14 protein-coding genes and 1 pseudogene are annotated in these 15,011 nt (G+C 65.1%); 9 read left to right on the plus strand and 6 right to left on the minus strand.

The genetic code is table 11. The features are described 5' to 3' along the window. Positions 1 to 102: 102 nt before the first annotated feature. Positions 103 to 1,665, plus strand: a complete 1,563-nt coding sequence (locus J6525_RS24000) for a glycoside hydrolase family 17 protein (protein ID WP_225646615.1) — start codon at positions 103 to 105, stop codon at positions 1,663 to 1,665. Positions 1,666 to 1,674: 9 nt separating this feature from the next. On the opposite strand, the gene J6525_RS24005 is transcribed toward J6525_RS24000, so the two are convergent. After that, positions 1,675 to 2,562 (minus strand): LysR family transcriptional regulator, encoded by an 888-nt coding sequence (locus tag J6525_RS24005; RefSeq protein ID WP_225646550.1) that lies wholly within the window; start codon positions 2,560 to 2,562, stop codon positions 1,675 to 1,677. A gap of 179 nt (positions 2,563 to 2,741) precedes the next feature. Here J6525_RS24005 and J6525_RS24010 point away from each other — a divergent pair, with 179 nt between their 5' ends. The 6 genes from J6525_RS24010 (at position 2,742) to J6525_RS24035 (ending at position 10,638) form a co-directional block, all read left to right on the plus strand. Next, a complete protein-coding gene (locus J6525_RS24010; protein WP_225646551.1) occupies positions 2,742 to 3,713 on the plus strand; it encodes an NAD(P)H-dependent flavin oxidoreductase in 972 nt (323 codons plus the stop codon). A 29-nt stretch (positions 3,714 to 3,742) separates the two neighbouring features. Continuing rightward, complete coding sequence (locus J6525_RS24015) at positions 3,743 to 4,933, plus strand: ABC transporter substrate-binding protein (RefSeq protein WP_225646552.1); 1,191 nt, start codon at positions 3,743 to 3,745, stop codon at positions 4,931 to 4,933. A gap of 15 nt (positions 4,934 to 4,948) precedes the next feature. Then, the gene (locus J6525_RS24020) at positions 4,949 to 6,466 is read left to right on the plus strand and encodes an acyl-CoA synthetase (protein WP_225646553.1); all 1,518 of its coding nucleotides are present in this window, start codon (positions 4,949 to 4,951) and stop codon (positions 6,464 to 6,466) included. 104 nt (positions 6,467 to 6,570) lie between these two features. After that, entirely contained in the window at positions 6,571 to 7,656 is a 1,086-nt protein-coding gene (locus tag J6525_RS24025; RefSeq protein WP_225646554.1) for a DUF2855 family protein, read from the plus strand. A 110-nt stretch (positions 7,657 to 7,766) separates the two neighbouring features. After that, entirely contained in the window at positions 7,767 to 9,554 is a 1,788-nt protein-coding gene (locus tag J6525_RS24030; RefSeq protein WP_225646555.1) for a flavin-containing monooxygenase, read from the plus strand. A gap of 106 nt (positions 9,555 to 9,660) precedes the next feature. Continuing rightward, entirely contained in the window at positions 9,661 to 10,638 is a 978-nt protein-coding gene (locus J6525_RS24035) for a peptidyl-alpha-hydroxyglycine alpha-amidating lyase family protein (RefSeq protein WP_225646556.1), read from the plus strand. Positions 10,639 to 10,829: 191 nt separating this feature from the next. On the opposite strand, the gene J6525_RS24040 is transcribed toward J6525_RS24035, so the two are convergent. After that, positions 10,830 to 12,590 carry a chloride channel protein gene (locus J6525_RS24040; RefSeq protein ID WP_092080485.1) on the minus strand — a complete coding sequence of 587 codons (1,761 nt, stop codon included), beginning with the start codon at positions 12,588 to 12,590 and terminating at the stop codon, positions 10,830 to 10,832. 191 nt (positions 12,591 to 12,781) lie between these two features. Here J6525_RS24040 and J6525_RS24045 point away from each other — a divergent pair, with 191 nt between their 5' ends. Beyond that, a complete protein-coding gene (locus J6525_RS24045; protein ID WP_016845270.1) occupies positions 12,782 to 13,339 on the plus strand; it encodes an HNH endonuclease in 558 nt (185 codons plus the stop codon). A 56-nt stretch (positions 13,340 to 13,395) separates the two neighbouring features. Here J6525_RS24045 and J6525_RS24050 read toward each other — a convergent pair whose 3' ends face one another. The 4 genes and pseudogenes from J6525_RS24050 to J6525_RS47540 all read right to left on the minus strand — a co-directional run bounded on the left by J6525_RS24050 (position 13,396) and on the right by J6525_RS47540 (position 14,308). Then, entirely contained in the window at positions 13,396 to 13,608 is a 213-nt protein-coding gene (locus J6525_RS24050) for a hypothetical protein (RefSeq protein WP_225646557.1), read from the minus strand. A gap of 29 nt (positions 13,609 to 13,637) precedes the next feature. Continuing rightward, positions 13,638 to 13,793, minus strand: coding sequence for a hypothetical protein (locus J6525_RS24055; RefSeq protein ID WP_225646558.1), 156 nt, complete (start codon positions 13,791 to 13,793; stop codon positions 13,638 to 13,640). A 77-nt stretch (positions 13,794 to 13,870) separates the two neighbouring features. Continuing rightward, entirely contained in the window at positions 13,871 to 14,098 is a 228-nt protein-coding gene (locus J6525_RS24060) for a DUF6894 family protein (protein WP_092080482.1), read from the minus strand. Positions 14,099 to 14,114: 16 nt separating this feature from the next. After that, positions 14,115 to 14,308: pseudogene (locus tag J6525_RS47540) on the minus strand (hypothetical protein). Positions 14,309 to 14,521: 213 nt separating this feature from the next. Between J6525_RS47540 and J6525_RS24065 the strand changes: the two are divergent. After that, positions 14,522 to 15,010 carry a MarR family winged helix-turn-helix transcriptional regulator gene (locus J6525_RS24065; protein WP_225646559.1) on the plus strand — a complete coding sequence of 163 codons (489 nt, stop codon included), beginning with the start codon at positions 14,522 to 14,524 and terminating at the stop codon, positions 15,008 to 15,010. The last annotated feature ends 1 nt before the right edge of the window (position 15,011 follow it).

Genomic DNA, 15,011 nt, shown 5'->3' on the forward strand with positions numbered 1-15,011 from the left:
CAATTTGCCGGCCTCGCCCATTTTGCACGCGCAGCACGTCCTTATTGCAAGGAGACGGACCTGATTTCTCTCCGTATCCCGCTGACGCTTCTCTCGTTATCCCTGGGCGCGATCGCCGCGGTGTGGTGGTGGCTCGGCATCCCGGTCAACCTGCCGCGCGCGCCGATCGATCCGAACGACAAGGTGCAATGCATCTCGTACGCGCCGTTCCGTAACAATCAGACATCACTTTCGCCGGCGACGCAGGTCTCGCCGGAACAGATCGCGGAAGACCTCGCGCAACTCGCGAAGATATCCGACTGCATCCGCACCTATGCGACCGATCTTGGTCTCGATCAGATTCCCGCACTCGCGGCCAAGGCGGGGCTGAAGGTCATCCAGGGCATCTTCCTCGATCGGGACCGCAAGAAGAATGCAACGCAGGTCGCCACCGCGATCCGCCTCGCCCAGGAATATCCGGAAACCATCATCGCGCTCGTGGTCGGCAACGAGGTCTTGCTGCGCAAGGAAATGTCGGCTTCCGACCTTGCCGCCACGATCCGCTCGATCAAGGCGCAGGTCTCGGTGCCCGTTACCTACGCCGACGTCTGGGAATTCTGGCTGAGCAATCGCGAGCTTTCCGACGCCGTCGACTTCGTCACGGTTCACATCCTGCCCTATTGGGAAAATGTTCCAATCCGGGCGGAAGATGCCGCCGCTCACGCCGACGAGATGCGCCGGCAGATCGCCGCGGCTTTTCCAGGCAAGGAAATCTTTATCGGAGAAATCGGCTGGCCCAGCGAGGGGCGCATGCGCGAGTCCGCGCTGCCGTCCCGCATCAATCAGGCGCGAGTGGTCTCGGAGGTCCTCGACCTTGCCCGGCGCCAGCATTTCCGCGTCAACCTGTTCGAGGCCTATGATGAAGGCTGGAAGCGGGAGATCGAGGGCACGGTCGGCGGCTCCTGGGGCCTGTTCGATTCCGAGCAGCGCATGCCGAAATATCCGCCGGGCCAACCGGTCAGCAATTTTCCGCTCTGGAAGCTGCAAATGGTCAGCGGAATGGGCCTGGCGATCCTCGTCTTCGGCGCGGCATGGCTGACCTTACGCCGCAAGCCGAGAAAGCCCGCATTCGCGTCGTGGCTTGCAGTCGCGCTATCGGCGACCACGGCTGGCATCCTGTTTGGCGTCGCCGAGCAGAGATTGGTCTATGAAAGCTACGGAACGGGAGGCTGGCTTGTCTGGGGCTCGCTGCTGGTGGCGGCCACGGCTTCGCCCGTGTTGAGCGCCAACGCCCTGATGTCGGGCCGCGCACCGCCCAGCTTTTTCGAAGTGTTGGGTCCGAAGGGCCATCACACTGAATCGGTGCTGGCGACCCTGCACGGACTGGCCTTGATGATCACCGTCGTGATCGGCACGGCGACCGCAATCGGTCTCGTGTTCGACCCGCGCTTCATTGATTTCCCTTTCGCGCCTCTCACCATGGCGGCGGTGCCCTTTGCGGCCGTGACGCTGCTCAATCCTCCCACGAAGGGAATCCGCCCACTGGCGGAGTCGATCTTTGCCGGCATTTTCATTGCAACGGCAATCTACACAGGATTCAACGAAGGGGCGGAGAACTGGCAGTCGCTGTGGACCTGCGCGGCCTTCCTTCTACTCGCGGTGACGCTGTTGCGGGCGCGTGCCTGACAACGCGCTCTAGCCGCGCAGCCTGACGCGGTCCTCGCGCGCGCAGTCGGTGACGAAGCCGATGACGGCGCGCACCGCGGGAAGCTCGACCAGATCGGGATGGGCGAGCAGCCAGAGATCGGAGAGGCTCGAGAGCTTTTGCGGCGCGACTCGCACCAGATCGGGGTAGTCGGCCCCGACCAGGCAGGACAGCGCGCAAATTCCGAGCCCGGCCCGCGCCGCTGCGAGCATGTCGCCCTGCGAGGAGCAGCGCATCACCAGCGTGCCCTGCCGGGTGATGACGTCGCTCCAGCGCGCCAGATGCGCGTTCGAGGCCTGGTCGGCAAAGCCGATCACATGGTGGCCCCGCCACTCGTCCCGCCGCTCCGGCAGCTTGCGCCCTGCCGCATAGTCACGGGAAGCGTAGAAGCCGGTGCCGAGCCGCCCGATCTTGCGCCCGATCAGGTTTTCCTCGCCCGCATCGACCGGCCGTAGCACCACGTCGGCCTCGCGGCGGCGCACGCTGGCCGGGAACGGATGGGTGATGATCTCGAGCTGGATGTTGGCGTGATCGCGCAGGAACGGGCCGAGGCGCGGCATCAGCCAGTGCGCGGCCAGCGTCGCGCCGATCGACAGCTTCACGACGCCGCGCGCCTGCTCGCCGGTGGCGGACGCGGCCGCCTCCGCGCGGAGCGCCGCCACGGCCATCGCTTCGGCGTGCTCGCGGAATTTGCGGCCATGCGACGTCAGCGACAGGCCGTCATTGGAACGCGCGAACAGGCGGGTCCCGAGTTGCCGCTCGAGCGCCGCGACGTTGCGACCAACGGTGGGATGGCTGATGCGCAGCCGCCGTGCCGCCCCGGCAAGGCTGCGCGTCTCCGCCACCGCGACGAATGTCTTGCAAAGCTCCCAGTCCATGCCGCTCCCTTTCCTGCGACATCGTTCATTTCTGGTCAGTCTGATGTTCAATATTGAACGTCATGACCGAGCCGTCCAGCCTTATATTGCCGCGCCAAGAGCGCCACCGCTCCAGCCATCACAATAAAGCGCGATCCGCCCCGGCTGCCGGCCGGGCGACGCGCATGGAGGATCCGCAAATGTCGCTGCCCGCTTCGCTCGCGAACAGGCTTGAACTGCCGGTCGTCGGCTCCCCGCTGTTCATCGTCTCGGGGCCGGAGCTCGTGATCGCGCAGTGCAAGGCTGGCATCGTCGGCTCGTTCCCGGCGCTGAACGCCCGCCCGGCCGAAAAGCTCGACGAATGGCTGACCCAGATCGAGAACGAGCTCGGCGAGTACCAGGCGCTGCATCCGGAGAAGAAGGTCGCTCCCTACGCCGTCAACCAGATCTGCCACGCGTCCAACGACCGGCTGATGCGCGACATGGAAACCTGCGTGAAGCACAAGGTACCCGTGATCATCACCTCGCTGCGCCCGCCGTCCGAGATCGTCGAGGCCGCGCACTCCTATGGCGGCGTGGTGTTCCACGACGTCATCAACGTGAAGCACGCGCGCAAGGCCGCCGAGCAGGGCGTCGACGGCCTGATCCTGGTCTGCGCCGGCGCCGGCGGCCATGCCGGCACGCTGTCGCCGTTCGCGCTGGTGCGCGAGGTCAAGCAATGGTTCAAGGGCACGATCCTGCTCTCAGGCGCGATCTCCGACGGCTGGAGCATCGCATCCGCGCTCGCGCTCGGCGCCGACCTCGCCTATATCGGCACCCGCTTCATCGCGACCGAGGAAGCCAACGCGGATATCAGGTACAAGCAGGCGCTGACCGAATACGCCGCGCACGACATCATCTATTCGAACCTGTTCACCGGCGTGCACGGCAACTATCTCGGACCGTCGATCGCGGCAGCAGGTCTCGATCCGGGCAACCTGCCGGTCGCCGACAAATCCAGAATGAACTTCGGCTCCGGCGGCAACATGAAGGCCAAGGCCTGGCGCGACATCTGGGGCTCGGGCCAGGGCATCGGCCAGATCACCGACGCCCCGCCGGTCGCCGAACTGGTGGCGCGGCTCAAGTCCGAGTTCGCCGCGGCGCGCAGCGACTTCCTGCGCGCCAGCGCCTGACGCTGTTTCACAAAGTCCGGGAGTGAACCATGAAACGAGCGCAACACGCGCTGGCAGCCGCGCTTGCGGTCTGCGTGATCGCCAGCACGGCCGCCGCCGACAACGGCAACGAAGCGATCCGGATCGGCCAGACGCTGCCCTATAGCGGACCGGTCTCCGGCTTCGGCACCATCGGCCGCGCCCAGGAAGCGTTTTTCGCGAAGGTCAACGCGGAGGGCGGCATCAACGGCCGGCAGGTGAAATTCATCACGCTGGACGACGCCTATTCGCCGCCGAAGACCGTCGAGCAGACCCGCAAGCTGGTGGAGCAGGAGGAGGTGCTGATGATGTTCGGCTCGCTCGGAACCGCCACCAACAACGCCGTGCACCGCTATCTCAACAACAAGAAGATCCCGCAATTGTTCGTGCTGAGCGGCGCGACCAAATGGGCCGACCCGAAGACCTATCCGTGGACCATGCCAGGCATGGCGTCCTACGAATCCGAGGGCGTGGTCTATGCCAAATATGTGCTGCAGGCCAAGCCCGACGCAAAGATCGCGATCCTTGCGCAGAACGACGATTTCGGCCGCGACTATGTCGCCGGCTTCAAGCGTGCGCTCGGCGGCAAGGCCGCGAGCATGATCGTCGCGGAAGCGAGCTACGAGACCTCGGCGCCAACCATCAGCTCGCAGCTCGCAACCCTGAAGGCGTCTGGTGCCGATGTGCTGTTCGGCGTTGTGCTCGGCAAGTTCACGCCGCAGATGATCAAGGGCGTCGCCGAGATCGGCTGGAAGCCGGACCTGTTCTTCGTACCGACCTCCGCGTCGTCGATCTCGTTCCTGGAGCCCGCCGGGCTCGAGAACGCGGTCGGCCTGATCTCGTCCAGCAACCAGAAGGACACGATGGACGCGCAATGGGCCGATGATCCCGCCGTGAAGGACTATCTTGCCTTCATGAAGCAGTACCTGCCCAATGCGGACCTCAGCAACTCGAACTACTCGGCGGGCTATCATTATGCGACACTGCTGATGGCCGTGCTGAAGGCCTGCAAGAACGATTTCAGCCGCGAAAACATCATGCGCCAGGCGGCGTCATTGCGCGACGTTCCGCTGCCGCTATTGTTGCCGGGCATGACGGTATCGACCGGGCCGGACGACTACCTGCCGTTCCAGCAGTTGCGGCTGCGCCGGTTCAACGGCAAGAGCTGGATCAGCTTCGGCGAGATCCTGGACGATCGCTAGAAGACGAGGCGCGACATGATCATCAGCGGCGAAAGACAGATCAGCTACGGCGACATTCACGCCCGCATCGCGCGGGCGGCCAGCGGCTTCCGGGCGCTCGGCGTGCAGGGCGGCAAGCCGGTCGGCATGATGCTGCGCAACGATTTCGCGCTGTTCGAGGTGGTCGCGGCTTCGGCCGCGCTCGGCAGCCCGGTGGTGCCGATCAACTGGCATCTGAAGGCCGACGAGGTCGCCTACATCCTGTCCGACAGCGGCGCCGACACGCTGGTCTGCCACGCCGATCTGCTGCCGCAGATCCGCGACGGGCTGCCGCCGGCAATCAAGCTGCTCGTGGTGACGACGCCGCCGGAGATCGCCGCGGCCTACGGCGTGGCGCCGGCGCTCACCCGCGTGCCCGACGGCATGACCGACTGGGACGTCTGGCGGGAGACGCACCAACCACTGACCGACGCACCGATCGGCGCGGCGCCGATGTTCTACACGTCGGGCACCACCGGACTGCCGAAGGGCGTCAAGCGCAAGCCGATGCGGCCCGAGCAGCAGGCGGCAGCCGCGCGGGTCGGTGCCATCACCTACGGCGTCAAGCCGAACGAGGATCAGGTGATCCTGATGAACGGCCCGATGTATCATTCGGCGCCGCACTCCTACGGGATGCTCGCGTTCCGCAACGGCTGCGTGATCGTGCTCGAGCCGCGCTTCGATCCGGAGGATCTGCTGCAACTGATCGAGCGCCACCATGTCACCCACATGCATATGGTGCCGACCATGTTCGTGCGGCTGCTGCGCCTGCCCGAGGAGACGCGGCGCCGCTACGACCTGTCGTCGCTGCGCTTCATCGTCCATGGCGCGGCGCCCTGCCCTGTCGACGTCAAGCGCGCGATGATCGAGTGGTGGGGACCGGTCATCAACGAATATCTCGGCTCGACCGAGACCGGCATCCCGGTCTGGCATTCGTCAGCCGAAGCGCTGGCCAAGCCCGGCACCGTCGGCCGCGCGATCGAGGGCGGCATCGTCAAGATCTTCCGGCCCGACGCGACGCAATGCGACGTCGGCGAGCCCGGCGAGATCTTCATGCGTCAGACGTTGATCTCGGACTTCGACTATCACGGCAATGCCAAGGCGCGCGCCGAGGCCGATCACGACGGCCTGATCAGCGTCGGCGATGTCGGCTATCTCGACGCGGACGGCTATCTGTTTCTGTGCGACCGCAAGCGCGACATGGTGATCTCGGGCGGCGTCAACATCTATCCCGCCGAGATCGAGAATGCCCTTATCGGCATGGCAGGCGTCCGCGACTGCGCGGTGTTCGGCGTTCCCGACGACGAATACGGCGAGCGGCTGTTCGCCTGCGTCGAGCCGGAAGCCGGCGCGACCCTGTCGATCAGCGCGATCCAGGATTTTCTCCGCGGCAAGCTCGCCAACTTTAAGGTGCCCAAGGATATCCGCTTCATGGACGCGCTGCCGCGGGAAGCCACCGGCAAGATCTTCAAGCGCAAGCTGCGCGACCTCTACCGCGAAGGACAGCTCGGCTGAACGATCTGACGGCGAAGCGAACGGCGTTTGAAACTTAGTTGCTGTTGCAAACGGCCGGCAATCGACGCAACGATGCTGGCACATCCTGAGCCCGGATCATCGCCATGAACTCGACCGACTTCATCGTCATCCGCAACGATCTTCAGCAGTGCAAGGTGATCGAGACGCAGTTGCCCGACGCCGCGGCGCTGCCGGCCGATGCGCTGCTGGTGAAGGTGACCCGCTTCGCCTTCACCGCCAACAACATCACCTACGCCGTGATCGGCGAGCAGCTGAAATACTGGCAGCTGTTCCCGGCGCCCGAAGGCTACGGCATCATCCCGGTGTGGGGCTTCGGCGAGGTGCTGGTATCGAAACATCCGATGATCGCAGCCGGCGAAACGCTGTTCGGCTATTTCCCGATGGCGACCCATCTGGTGATCGAGGCTACCGACGTCAGCAAGCGCGGCCTGCGCGACGGCGCCGCGCACCGGCAGGAGGTCTCGCCGGTCTACAACGCTTACGCCCGCGCCTCCGGCGATCCGACCTATGCCGGCCGGCAGGGCGATTTCCGCGCGCTGCTGCTGCCGCTGTTCATGCTGTCCTTCCTGGTCGACGACTTCCTGGCCGAGAATGCGTTCTACGGCGCACGCCGCGTCATCCTGTCGTCGGCCTCGAGCAAGACCGCGTTCGGGCTAGCCCATCTCGTGCACAAACGGGGTATCCCGGTGATCGGGCTGACCTCCAGAGGCAATGTCGATTTCGTCAGCTCGCTCGGCTGCTACGACGAGGTCGTCACCTATGACCAGGTCACCGCGATCCCGTCGGCCGAACCTACAGCCTATGTCGACATGGCCGGCAACAGTGCGCTGCGCGAAAGTCTGCACCGGCACTTCGGCGCGCAGATGGTCTATTCCGGCCGGGTCGGGCTGACGCACCGTGCGAGCGAGGCGGAGGAGCCGACGCTGCCAGGCGCCAAGCCGGTCTGGTTCTTCGCCCCGGACCAGATCCGCAAGCGCGCCAAGGAATGGGGACCGGGCGGCATCGACCAGCGTTTTGGCGCCGCATGGGCCGAGCTCGTGCCGCATCTGCCGAAATGGCTTGATGTGGTCGAGCGGCGCGGCCCGGCCGCGGTGCGCGAGGCCTATCTCGATACCCTGCAGGGCCGCGTTCCGCCGGATCAAGGCCTGATCCTGTCGCTGGCCGAATAGGCGCTATCCCGTCGCGCCCTTTCTGCATGCCTTCGAATGGGTATAGGCTTTGCGGAAAGGGAACGCCGCCAAGAAATATCAGCAAGGCGGCCGATGACGAGAAACGCTCAATGCTCGACAAGACGGACGATATTTCGGTCGCCGCCGACAATTGGCTTGTGCAGTTCGAAGATGCGCTGGCCAGCCCGGACGATGTGCTGCTGAAGCCGCTGTTCCATCCCGACAGCTACTGGCGCGACGTGCTGGCGCTGAGCTGGAACATCCAGACCGTCAATCGGGCGTTTGCGATCATCGAGGAGCTGCCGGCGCATGCCCGCCACAGCGCGCCGCATGACTTCCGCATCGATGCCGATCGCGCCCCGCCCCGACGGGTGACGCGCGCCGGCACCCATGCGATCGAGGCGATCTTCAAATTCGAGACGGCGGTTGGCCGCGGCCACGGCATCGTGCGGCTGATCCCCGATGCCGCCGACGACGATCGCCTGAAGGCCTGGACCTTGCTGACCGCACTCGAGGAGCTGAAGGGTTTTGAGGAGCAGCAGGGCCACACCAGGCCGCGCGGACAGGCCTATTCGCGCGACTTCCGCGGCCCCAACTGGCTCGACCTGCGCAAGGCATCCGCCGAATATGCCGACCGCAACCCTGATGTGCTGGTGGTCGGCGGCGGACAGGCCGGGCTTGCGATCGCCGCGCGGCTGCAGCAGCTCAAGATCGACGCGCTGATCGTCGACCGCGAGGCGCGCGTCGGCGACAATTGGCGCAAGCGCTATCACGCGCTGACCCTGCACAACCAGGTACAGGTCAATCACCTGCCCTACATGCCGTTCCCGCCGAACTGGCCGACCTACATCCCGAAGGACAAGCTCGCCAACTGGTTCGAAGCCTATGTCGACGCCATGGAGTTGAACTTCTGGACCGGCACGGAATTTGTCGGCGGCAGTTATGACGATGCGAGCGGACGGTGGAGCGTCGAGTTGCGCCGCGCCGACGGCACGACACGGACAATGCAGCCGCGCCATGTGGTGATGGCAACCGGCGTCAGCGGCATTCCCAATCTGCCCGACATCCCCGGCTTGAAAGATTTTGGCGGCAAGGTGATGCATTCCAGCCGCTACGAGGACGGCGAGAACTGGACCGGCAAGCGCGCGCTCGTGATCGGCACCGGCAACAGCGGCCACGACATCGCGCAGGACCTGCATTCCTCAGGCGCCGAGGTCACGCTGGTACAGCGCTCCTCGACGCTGATCACCAATATCGAGCCGTCGGCGCAGCTGGCCTATGCCGCCTACAATGAAGGTACGCTCGAGGACAATGATCTGATCGCGACCTCGATGCCGCTCGTGCTCGCCAAACGCAGCCATGTGCTGATGACCGAGCAGTCGAAAGAGCTCGACAAGCCGCTGCTCGACGGCCTCACGCGCAAGGGCTTCAAGCTTGATTTCGGCGATGGCGGCACCGGCTGGCAGTTCAAGTACCTGACCCGCGGCGGCGGCTATTACTTCAACGTCGGCTGCTCCGATCTCGTCGCGAGCGGCGCGGTCGCCCTGCAGCAATTCACCGACATCGACACCTTCGTGAACGAGGGCGCGCGGCTGAAGAACGGCGAGATCGTTGCCGCCGACCTGATCGTGCTCGCGACCGGCTACCGGCCGCAGGAAGAGCTGGTCAAGAAACTGTTCGGCGAGGCGATGGCCGCGCGCGTCGGCCCGATCTGGGGCTTTGGCGACGGCCAGGAGCTGCGCAACATGTACACCCGCACGCCGCAGCCCGGCCTCTGGTTCATCGCCGGCAGCCTCGCGCAATGCCGCATCAACTCGCGCTATCTCGCATTGCAGGTCAAGGCGATCGAGGAAGGCCTGTTGCCGCGCAACGTCGGGCCACGCGCGGATTTTTCGTAGAAACCTGCCGTCGTTCCGGGATGCGCGAAGCGCAGACCCGGAACCTCGAGATTCCGGGTTCGATGCTGCGCATCGCCCCGGAATGACGATCTTGGGGAGACATCTTATGCCAACCACCCTCGGCACCGGCGAACACCGCTATCGCGTGGTGGAGAACTTCGTAAAACTCCCCGACGGCTGGAGCCTGACCGATGTCGCCTCCGTCGCGGTCGACAGCAAGGACCGCGTCTACGTTTTCAACCGCGGCGACCATCCGATGGTGGTGCTCGACCGCGAGGGGAATTTCATCAAGAGCTGGGGCGAAGGCGTGTTCTCGCGTACCCACGGCCTGCATATCGACGCCCACGACAATCTCTGTTGCACCGATGACGGCGACCACACCGTGCGCAAATGCTCGACCGGCGGCAAGGTGCTGCTGACGATCGGCATCCCGAACAGGCCGGCGCCGTTCATGAGCGGCGAGCCGTTCCACCGCTGCACCCATACCGCGCTGTCGCCGAAGGGCGAGATCTATGTCTCCGATGGCTACGGCAATGCCTGCGTCCACAAATACACGCCGGATGGCAAGCTGATCAAAACCTGGGGCGAGCCCGGCACCGACCCCGGCCAGTTCAACATCGTGCACAACATCGCGACCGACGCCGACGGCTGGGTCTATGTCGCCGACCGCGAGAACCACCGCGTCCAGGTGTTCGACGGCAACGGCAGATACGAAACGCAGTGGAACAACCTGCACCGGCCCTGCGCGCTGTGCTGCTGCGGCGGTGGCAAGCAGCCGAACTTCGTGATCGGCGAGCTCGGCCCTGGCATGGCGGTGAATCGCAAGGTGCCCAATCTCGGCCCGCGGCTGTCGATCGTGGATCACACCGGAAAGCGCATCGCGCGCCTCGGCGGCGAGCAAGGCCCCGGCGTCGAGACCGGCAAATTCCTGGCGCCGCACGGCATCGCGCTGGATTCCCGCGGCGACATCTATGTCGGCGAAGTCGGCGTCACCGACTGGAAGACCAGCTTTCCGGACACTGAGATGCCGGCCGCGGTGCGTGTGACGCGATGCCTGCAGAAGCTGGAGCGGATTCGGACCTGAACTCCGCTCCATCACCGTCACCCTGAGGAGCGCGCATCGCGCGCGTCTCGAAGGGTCGACGGCCCGGCTAGTGGCCGTGCATCCTTCGAGACGCGCGTTCCGCGCTCCTCAGGATGACGGATCAGGCAGCGAGCGCCGCGACTAAGATCAATCCCGTTTGCTGCCCGACGCCTTGGCTATCGCCCGCGAAATCAAATCTCGCCGATCACCTCGCGGCGGCGCTGCTCGGATTCTTCCGCGTAGCGCCGCATCGCGTGCGCTTCGGTGAGCAGGCCGATCGGCCGCCGGTCGCCGTCGCCTTCGACCACGGCGAGCGATTCCGCTTCGGCCGCGTCGAACACCGCGATCGCCTCCTGCACGTTCATGCCGGGATGCAGCACCACATCGGCGTAGCGCAGAATCGCGGCAAGCCCCTTGTCGGCCTCGAGATCGGGCGCATGCGCTTCGGCGACCAGCGCAAGCCCGGCGTAATGCCCCTCGCCGTCGACCGCGACGACCTGGGTCTTCGAGCCCGGGGGGAATTCCTCGCGGAACGCCTCGATCGGCATCGCGGCGTTCACCGTCGTCATGTCCTGCCGCATCATCTTGCCGACCGTGAGATCGCGGATCCAGCCGATATCGGCGGCGCTGCGGATGGTCTCGCCGCGCAGATGCAAACGCCAGGTCGCGAACGAATAGCCGAACAACTCGCGCGTGATCGTGGTCGAGATGATGACCGCGACCAGCACCGCGGTCGTGAGCCAGAGGTTGCCGGTGGATTCCAGCGCGATGAACGACATCGTGAGCGGACCGCCGATCACCGAGGCCGACAGCGCGCTCATGCCGATCACCGCATAGGCGTTGGGGTCGAGGTTCAGACCCGGCCACACGATGTCGACGCCGGCGGCGAACAGCCGGCCGCCGAGCGCGCCCATGAACAGCGTGGCGAAGAACAATCCGCCGCGAAAGCCGGAGCCAAGCGAGATGATCGAGGCAACCGCCTTCAGCGCGAACACGCCGGCGATGAAGGCAAGCGGCATCGCCACGATGCCGGCGAAGCGCAGCGCGCCGTGGCCCGACGACATCACCTGCGGCGTCAATAGCGCCATCGCGCCGACCGCAAGCCCGCCGAGCGCCGGCCGCAGCGGCGGCCACAGCCGGCTCTTGGTCAGCATCGCCTCGCACAGCGTCACCCCGCGCATGATCGCAATACCGGTCAGCGCCGCGACCATGCCGAGCAGCGCGGCAATCGCAAGATCCCGCCCGAGCACATCGCCGACGGTTCCGACGCCGACGCCGAGCGGCAGCGGCTCGAAGGCATGGGCGACGAAGTAGCCGGTCACCGCCGCCACGCCGACCGGAGTCAGGCTGGCCGGCGTATAGCCGCCGATCACAAGCTCGAAAGCGTAGAACGCGCCCGCAAGCGGCGCGCTGAAGGCGCCGGCGATCGCTGCCGCCGCGCCGCAGCCCACCATGATTCGCTGGTCGTTGCGGCGGAGGTGAAAGCCGCGGCCGAGCGAGGCGGCGAGGCCGCTGGAGAGCTGGGTGTAGCCGGCCTCGAGCCCGACCGAGCCGCCGACGCCGCTCGACCAGATCGTCTGCAGCGCTACGATCACGCTGCCGCGGAACGACATCCGCCCGCCATAAAGCGCGTTGGCCTCGATCGGGTCGATTTCGCGGGCCGGCCGGACCCGAAGCAACAGAAGGAACGCAAATCCCAGCAGCAGGCCGCCGATCGTAGGAACCACGAGCGCGCGCACGGGATCGATGCTGGGCTGGCTCGACAACCGGTCGCCGAGCGGCAGATTGAACAGCACCGAATGCAGCACCGTGACGAGGCCGCTCATGACCGCCACCACGAGGCCGCCAATGGCGCCGATCAGCACCGCCAGCACCACAAGGCTCGTCTCGTGCGCGCGCACGAACGCGCGCAACCGGCGCGGCGCCTCGAGATAGCTTGAGGTCGTGGTCATCGGCAGGGTCCGTCACTGGCCGACAGGGCCTTGCGGCTCCCTTTACGGGCCTCGCGGGCGGGAGGCAATCGGGGCAGGAACATGGCAGGGCGCGGCGGATAAGCCGCTCATTGCTCTTCACAATCCCGTCACGCTGCCTGTAGTATGTGAGTGCATGCTGCTTCGCAGCTAATGGGAGTCAGGAGCGTTATTTGAACGCACATGTCTCGCAAGGCGGTTGGCCGGTGCTGGTCTTGAATGCGGACTTCCGGCCGCTGAGTTATTACCCGCTGTCGCTCTGGTCCTGGCAGGACGCGATCAAGGCGGTGTTCCTCGATCGTGTCAACATCGTCGAATATTACGACCGGGCGGTACGAAGTCCTTCCTTCGAAATCCAGCTGCCGAGCGTCGTATCCCTCAAGTCCTTCGTCAAGCCGACCACCCACCCCGCCTTCACCCGGTTCAACGTTTTCCTGCGCGACCGATTCAGCTGCCAGTATTGCCTGTCGGGCGACGATCTCACCTTCGATCACATCATTCCGCGCAGCAAGGGTGGCCAGACCACCTGGGAGAACGTCGTCGCCGCCTGCTCGCCCTGCAATTTGCGCAAAGGCAATCTGACGCCGCAGCAGGCCAAGATGTTTCCGAAGCAGACGCCCTACGCCCCGACGGTGCATCAGCTGCACCGCAACGGCCGGCTGTTTCCGCCGAACTATCTGCACGAGAGCTGGCTCGATTATCTCTACTGGGATACTGAGCTCGATCCGTAGAGCGCTGGCGCGCGCCGTCCTCACACCGAATGCAAGCCGTACTGCTGTGATCTGGATCAGGCGGGTCGCTTGGTGAGGGCTGCCTCGCCCTCCTCGCGTCCGGGAACGCTGACGTGGACCTCGTGCCCCATCCTGATCGCCAGTGCCGCGGCGGCCGCCGCCGATTCGAATGCAGCTTCCTTGGTGGCGTATCCGCCGTTGAGATTGCCGTCGTGCAGGACGCCCCATTCCTCACCGGACGCAATCACCGCATATTGAGCCAATCCCATCGTCTCCTCCTTGCGCCAGCGGCGCTGCGTCAGGTCTCGTTCCGCTTGTATCTTTCGCGGACGGCATCCTCGCCGGCCTGCACCGCGCGCCTGCTGCGAAAATGGTGTTGAAGCACGCCGAAGATCAAAGCGGTCAGCAGCACGAGCGCTCCGATGCCGTAGATGATTTCAAGGCCCATATCCATTCGGTCTCTCCAAGCCTTGTTCTCAAAGCCTTGCTCTTAAAGCCTTGCTCTCTTGCCGCCCGCCGGGGCGGCATCGTTCATCCGCTCTTCGCGGCGCTGTCGATGCTTTCGCGGTGAATTTCGCGCGCGTCGCTGCCGATCACCGAGATGAAGTAGCCGCGTCCCAGATATTCCTGTCGCGTCTCGGCAAGGTCGATGGCGAGCCGCTTGGCGACGGCAATGGCTTCATCGCGGTCGGTAACCGGCTGACCGGTTGCATCGATCACACGCTCATCATTCACGATCGCGAAGTGAAAGGCGGACATTCACTATCTCCGCGCATCAATGCGTGTTCGATTCATGCCACTTTCCAGGTCCGGCTTCTCGTCTCCAGAGCGCTTCGCGTCTCCTGAGCGCTTCGCATCCCCAGAGCGCTGCTCCTTCTCCGGGTGTCCCTTCCACGGCTTGTCGGTTTGCGCGTGGGAACCCCAGTCGCTCGAGCGTCCGGAATCCCGCGTTACAGGCTTTCTGTTCATGACAATCTCCTCAAGGACAGAAGCATCTGTATCCCGATGTGTTCCTAACCCGCCGCGCTCAAGGTCCGCCCGCAACCGAGCATAACCAGCGCATCGAGGTCGATCCCGCAGCAGTATTGACGCTTCCTCACGCAGGATCGCATTCGCGTGATCATCCGCGATGTTCGGAGCTATATTATTGCATCCTAATAGTTCGTATCCTATCTAATTTGCATGCCGGCTTCGCAGTCCCATATCCACGCCGAGATCGGCCGCCTGGTGACCAGGCTGGCCCGGATCTGGCGCCGCGAGTCGGATCAGGCCTTGTCCGACCACGACCTGTCCTACGCGACGGCGATTCCGCTACTGGTGTTGTCGCGCCAGGGGGAGAACGTCCGGCAGGGCGTGCTGGCCGATGAACTGGGGATCGAGGGGCCTTCACTGGTGCGGTTGATCGATCTGCTGCAGTCCGAAGGCCTGGTCGAGCGTCGCGAGGACCCGACCGACCGGCGCGCCAAGACGCTGCATCTCACCGCGACCGGCGGAGCCAAGGTCGAGGAGATCAACCGGGTACTGCGCCGCGTGCGGGCCAGCCTGCTGAAGGATATCGGCAGCGCCGAACTTGCGGTAACCTTCGAGACGCTGCAGCTCATCGAGCAGCGGGCGAGCCGCCTGCAGGACGCCAGGACTACGCCAGCCAGGACTGCTCCAGAGGCGAAATAGT

The sequence above is a fragment of the Bradyrhizobium australafricanum genome (genome assembly GCF_020329495.1).
Classification (GTDB): domain Bacteria; phylum Pseudomonadota; class Alphaproteobacteria; order Rhizobiales; family Xanthobacteraceae; genus Bradyrhizobium; species Bradyrhizobium australafricanum.

Excerpts from the sequence above, each read along its gene's own strand:
- J6525_RS24005 (WP_225646550.1), bottom strand. The coding sequence starts at position 2,562 with ATGGACTGGGAGCTTTGCAAGACATTCGTCGCGGTGGCGGAGACGCGC.
- J6525_RS24010 (WP_225646551.1), top strand. The coding sequence starts at position 2,742 with ATGTCGCTGCCCGCTTCGCTCGCGAACAGGCTTGAACTGCCGGTCGTC.
- J6525_RS24015 (WP_225646552.1), top strand. The coding sequence starts at position 3,743 with ATGAAACGAGCGCAACACGCGCTGGCAGCCGCGCTTGCGGTCTGCGTG.
- J6525_RS24020 (WP_225646553.1), top strand. The coding sequence starts at position 4,949 with ATGATCATCAGCGGCGAAAGACAGATCAGCTACGGCGACATTCACGCC.
- J6525_RS24025 (WP_225646554.1), top strand. The coding sequence starts at position 6,571 with ATGAACTCGACCGACTTCATCGTCATCCGCAACGATCTTCAGCAGTGC.
- J6525_RS24030 (WP_225646555.1), top strand. The coding sequence starts at position 7,767 with ATGCTCGACAAGACGGACGATATTTCGGTCGCCGCCGACAATTGGCTT.
- J6525_RS24035 (WP_225646556.1), top strand. The coding sequence starts at position 9,661 with ATGCCAACCACCCTCGGCACCGGCGAACACCGCTATCGCGTGGTGGAG.
- J6525_RS24040 (WP_092080485.1), bottom strand. The coding sequence starts at position 12,590 with ATGACCACGACCTCAAGCTATCTCGAGGCGCCGCGCCGGTTGCGCGCG.
- J6525_RS24050 (WP_225646557.1), bottom strand. The coding sequence starts at position 13,608 with ATGGGATTGGCTCAATATGCGGTGATTGCGTCCGGTGAGGAATGGGGC.
- J6525_RS24055 (WP_225646558.1), bottom strand. The coding sequence starts at position 13,793 with ATGGATATGGGCCTTGAAATCATCTACGGCATCGGAGCGCTCGTGCTG.
- J6525_RS24060 (WP_092080482.1), bottom strand. The coding sequence starts at position 14,098 with ATGTCCGCCTTTCACTTCGCGATCGTGAATGATGAGCGTGTGATCGAT.
- J6525_RS24065 (WP_225646559.1), top strand. The coding sequence starts at position 14,522 with ATGCCGGCTTCGCAGTCCCATATCCACGCCGAGATCGGCCGCCTGGTG.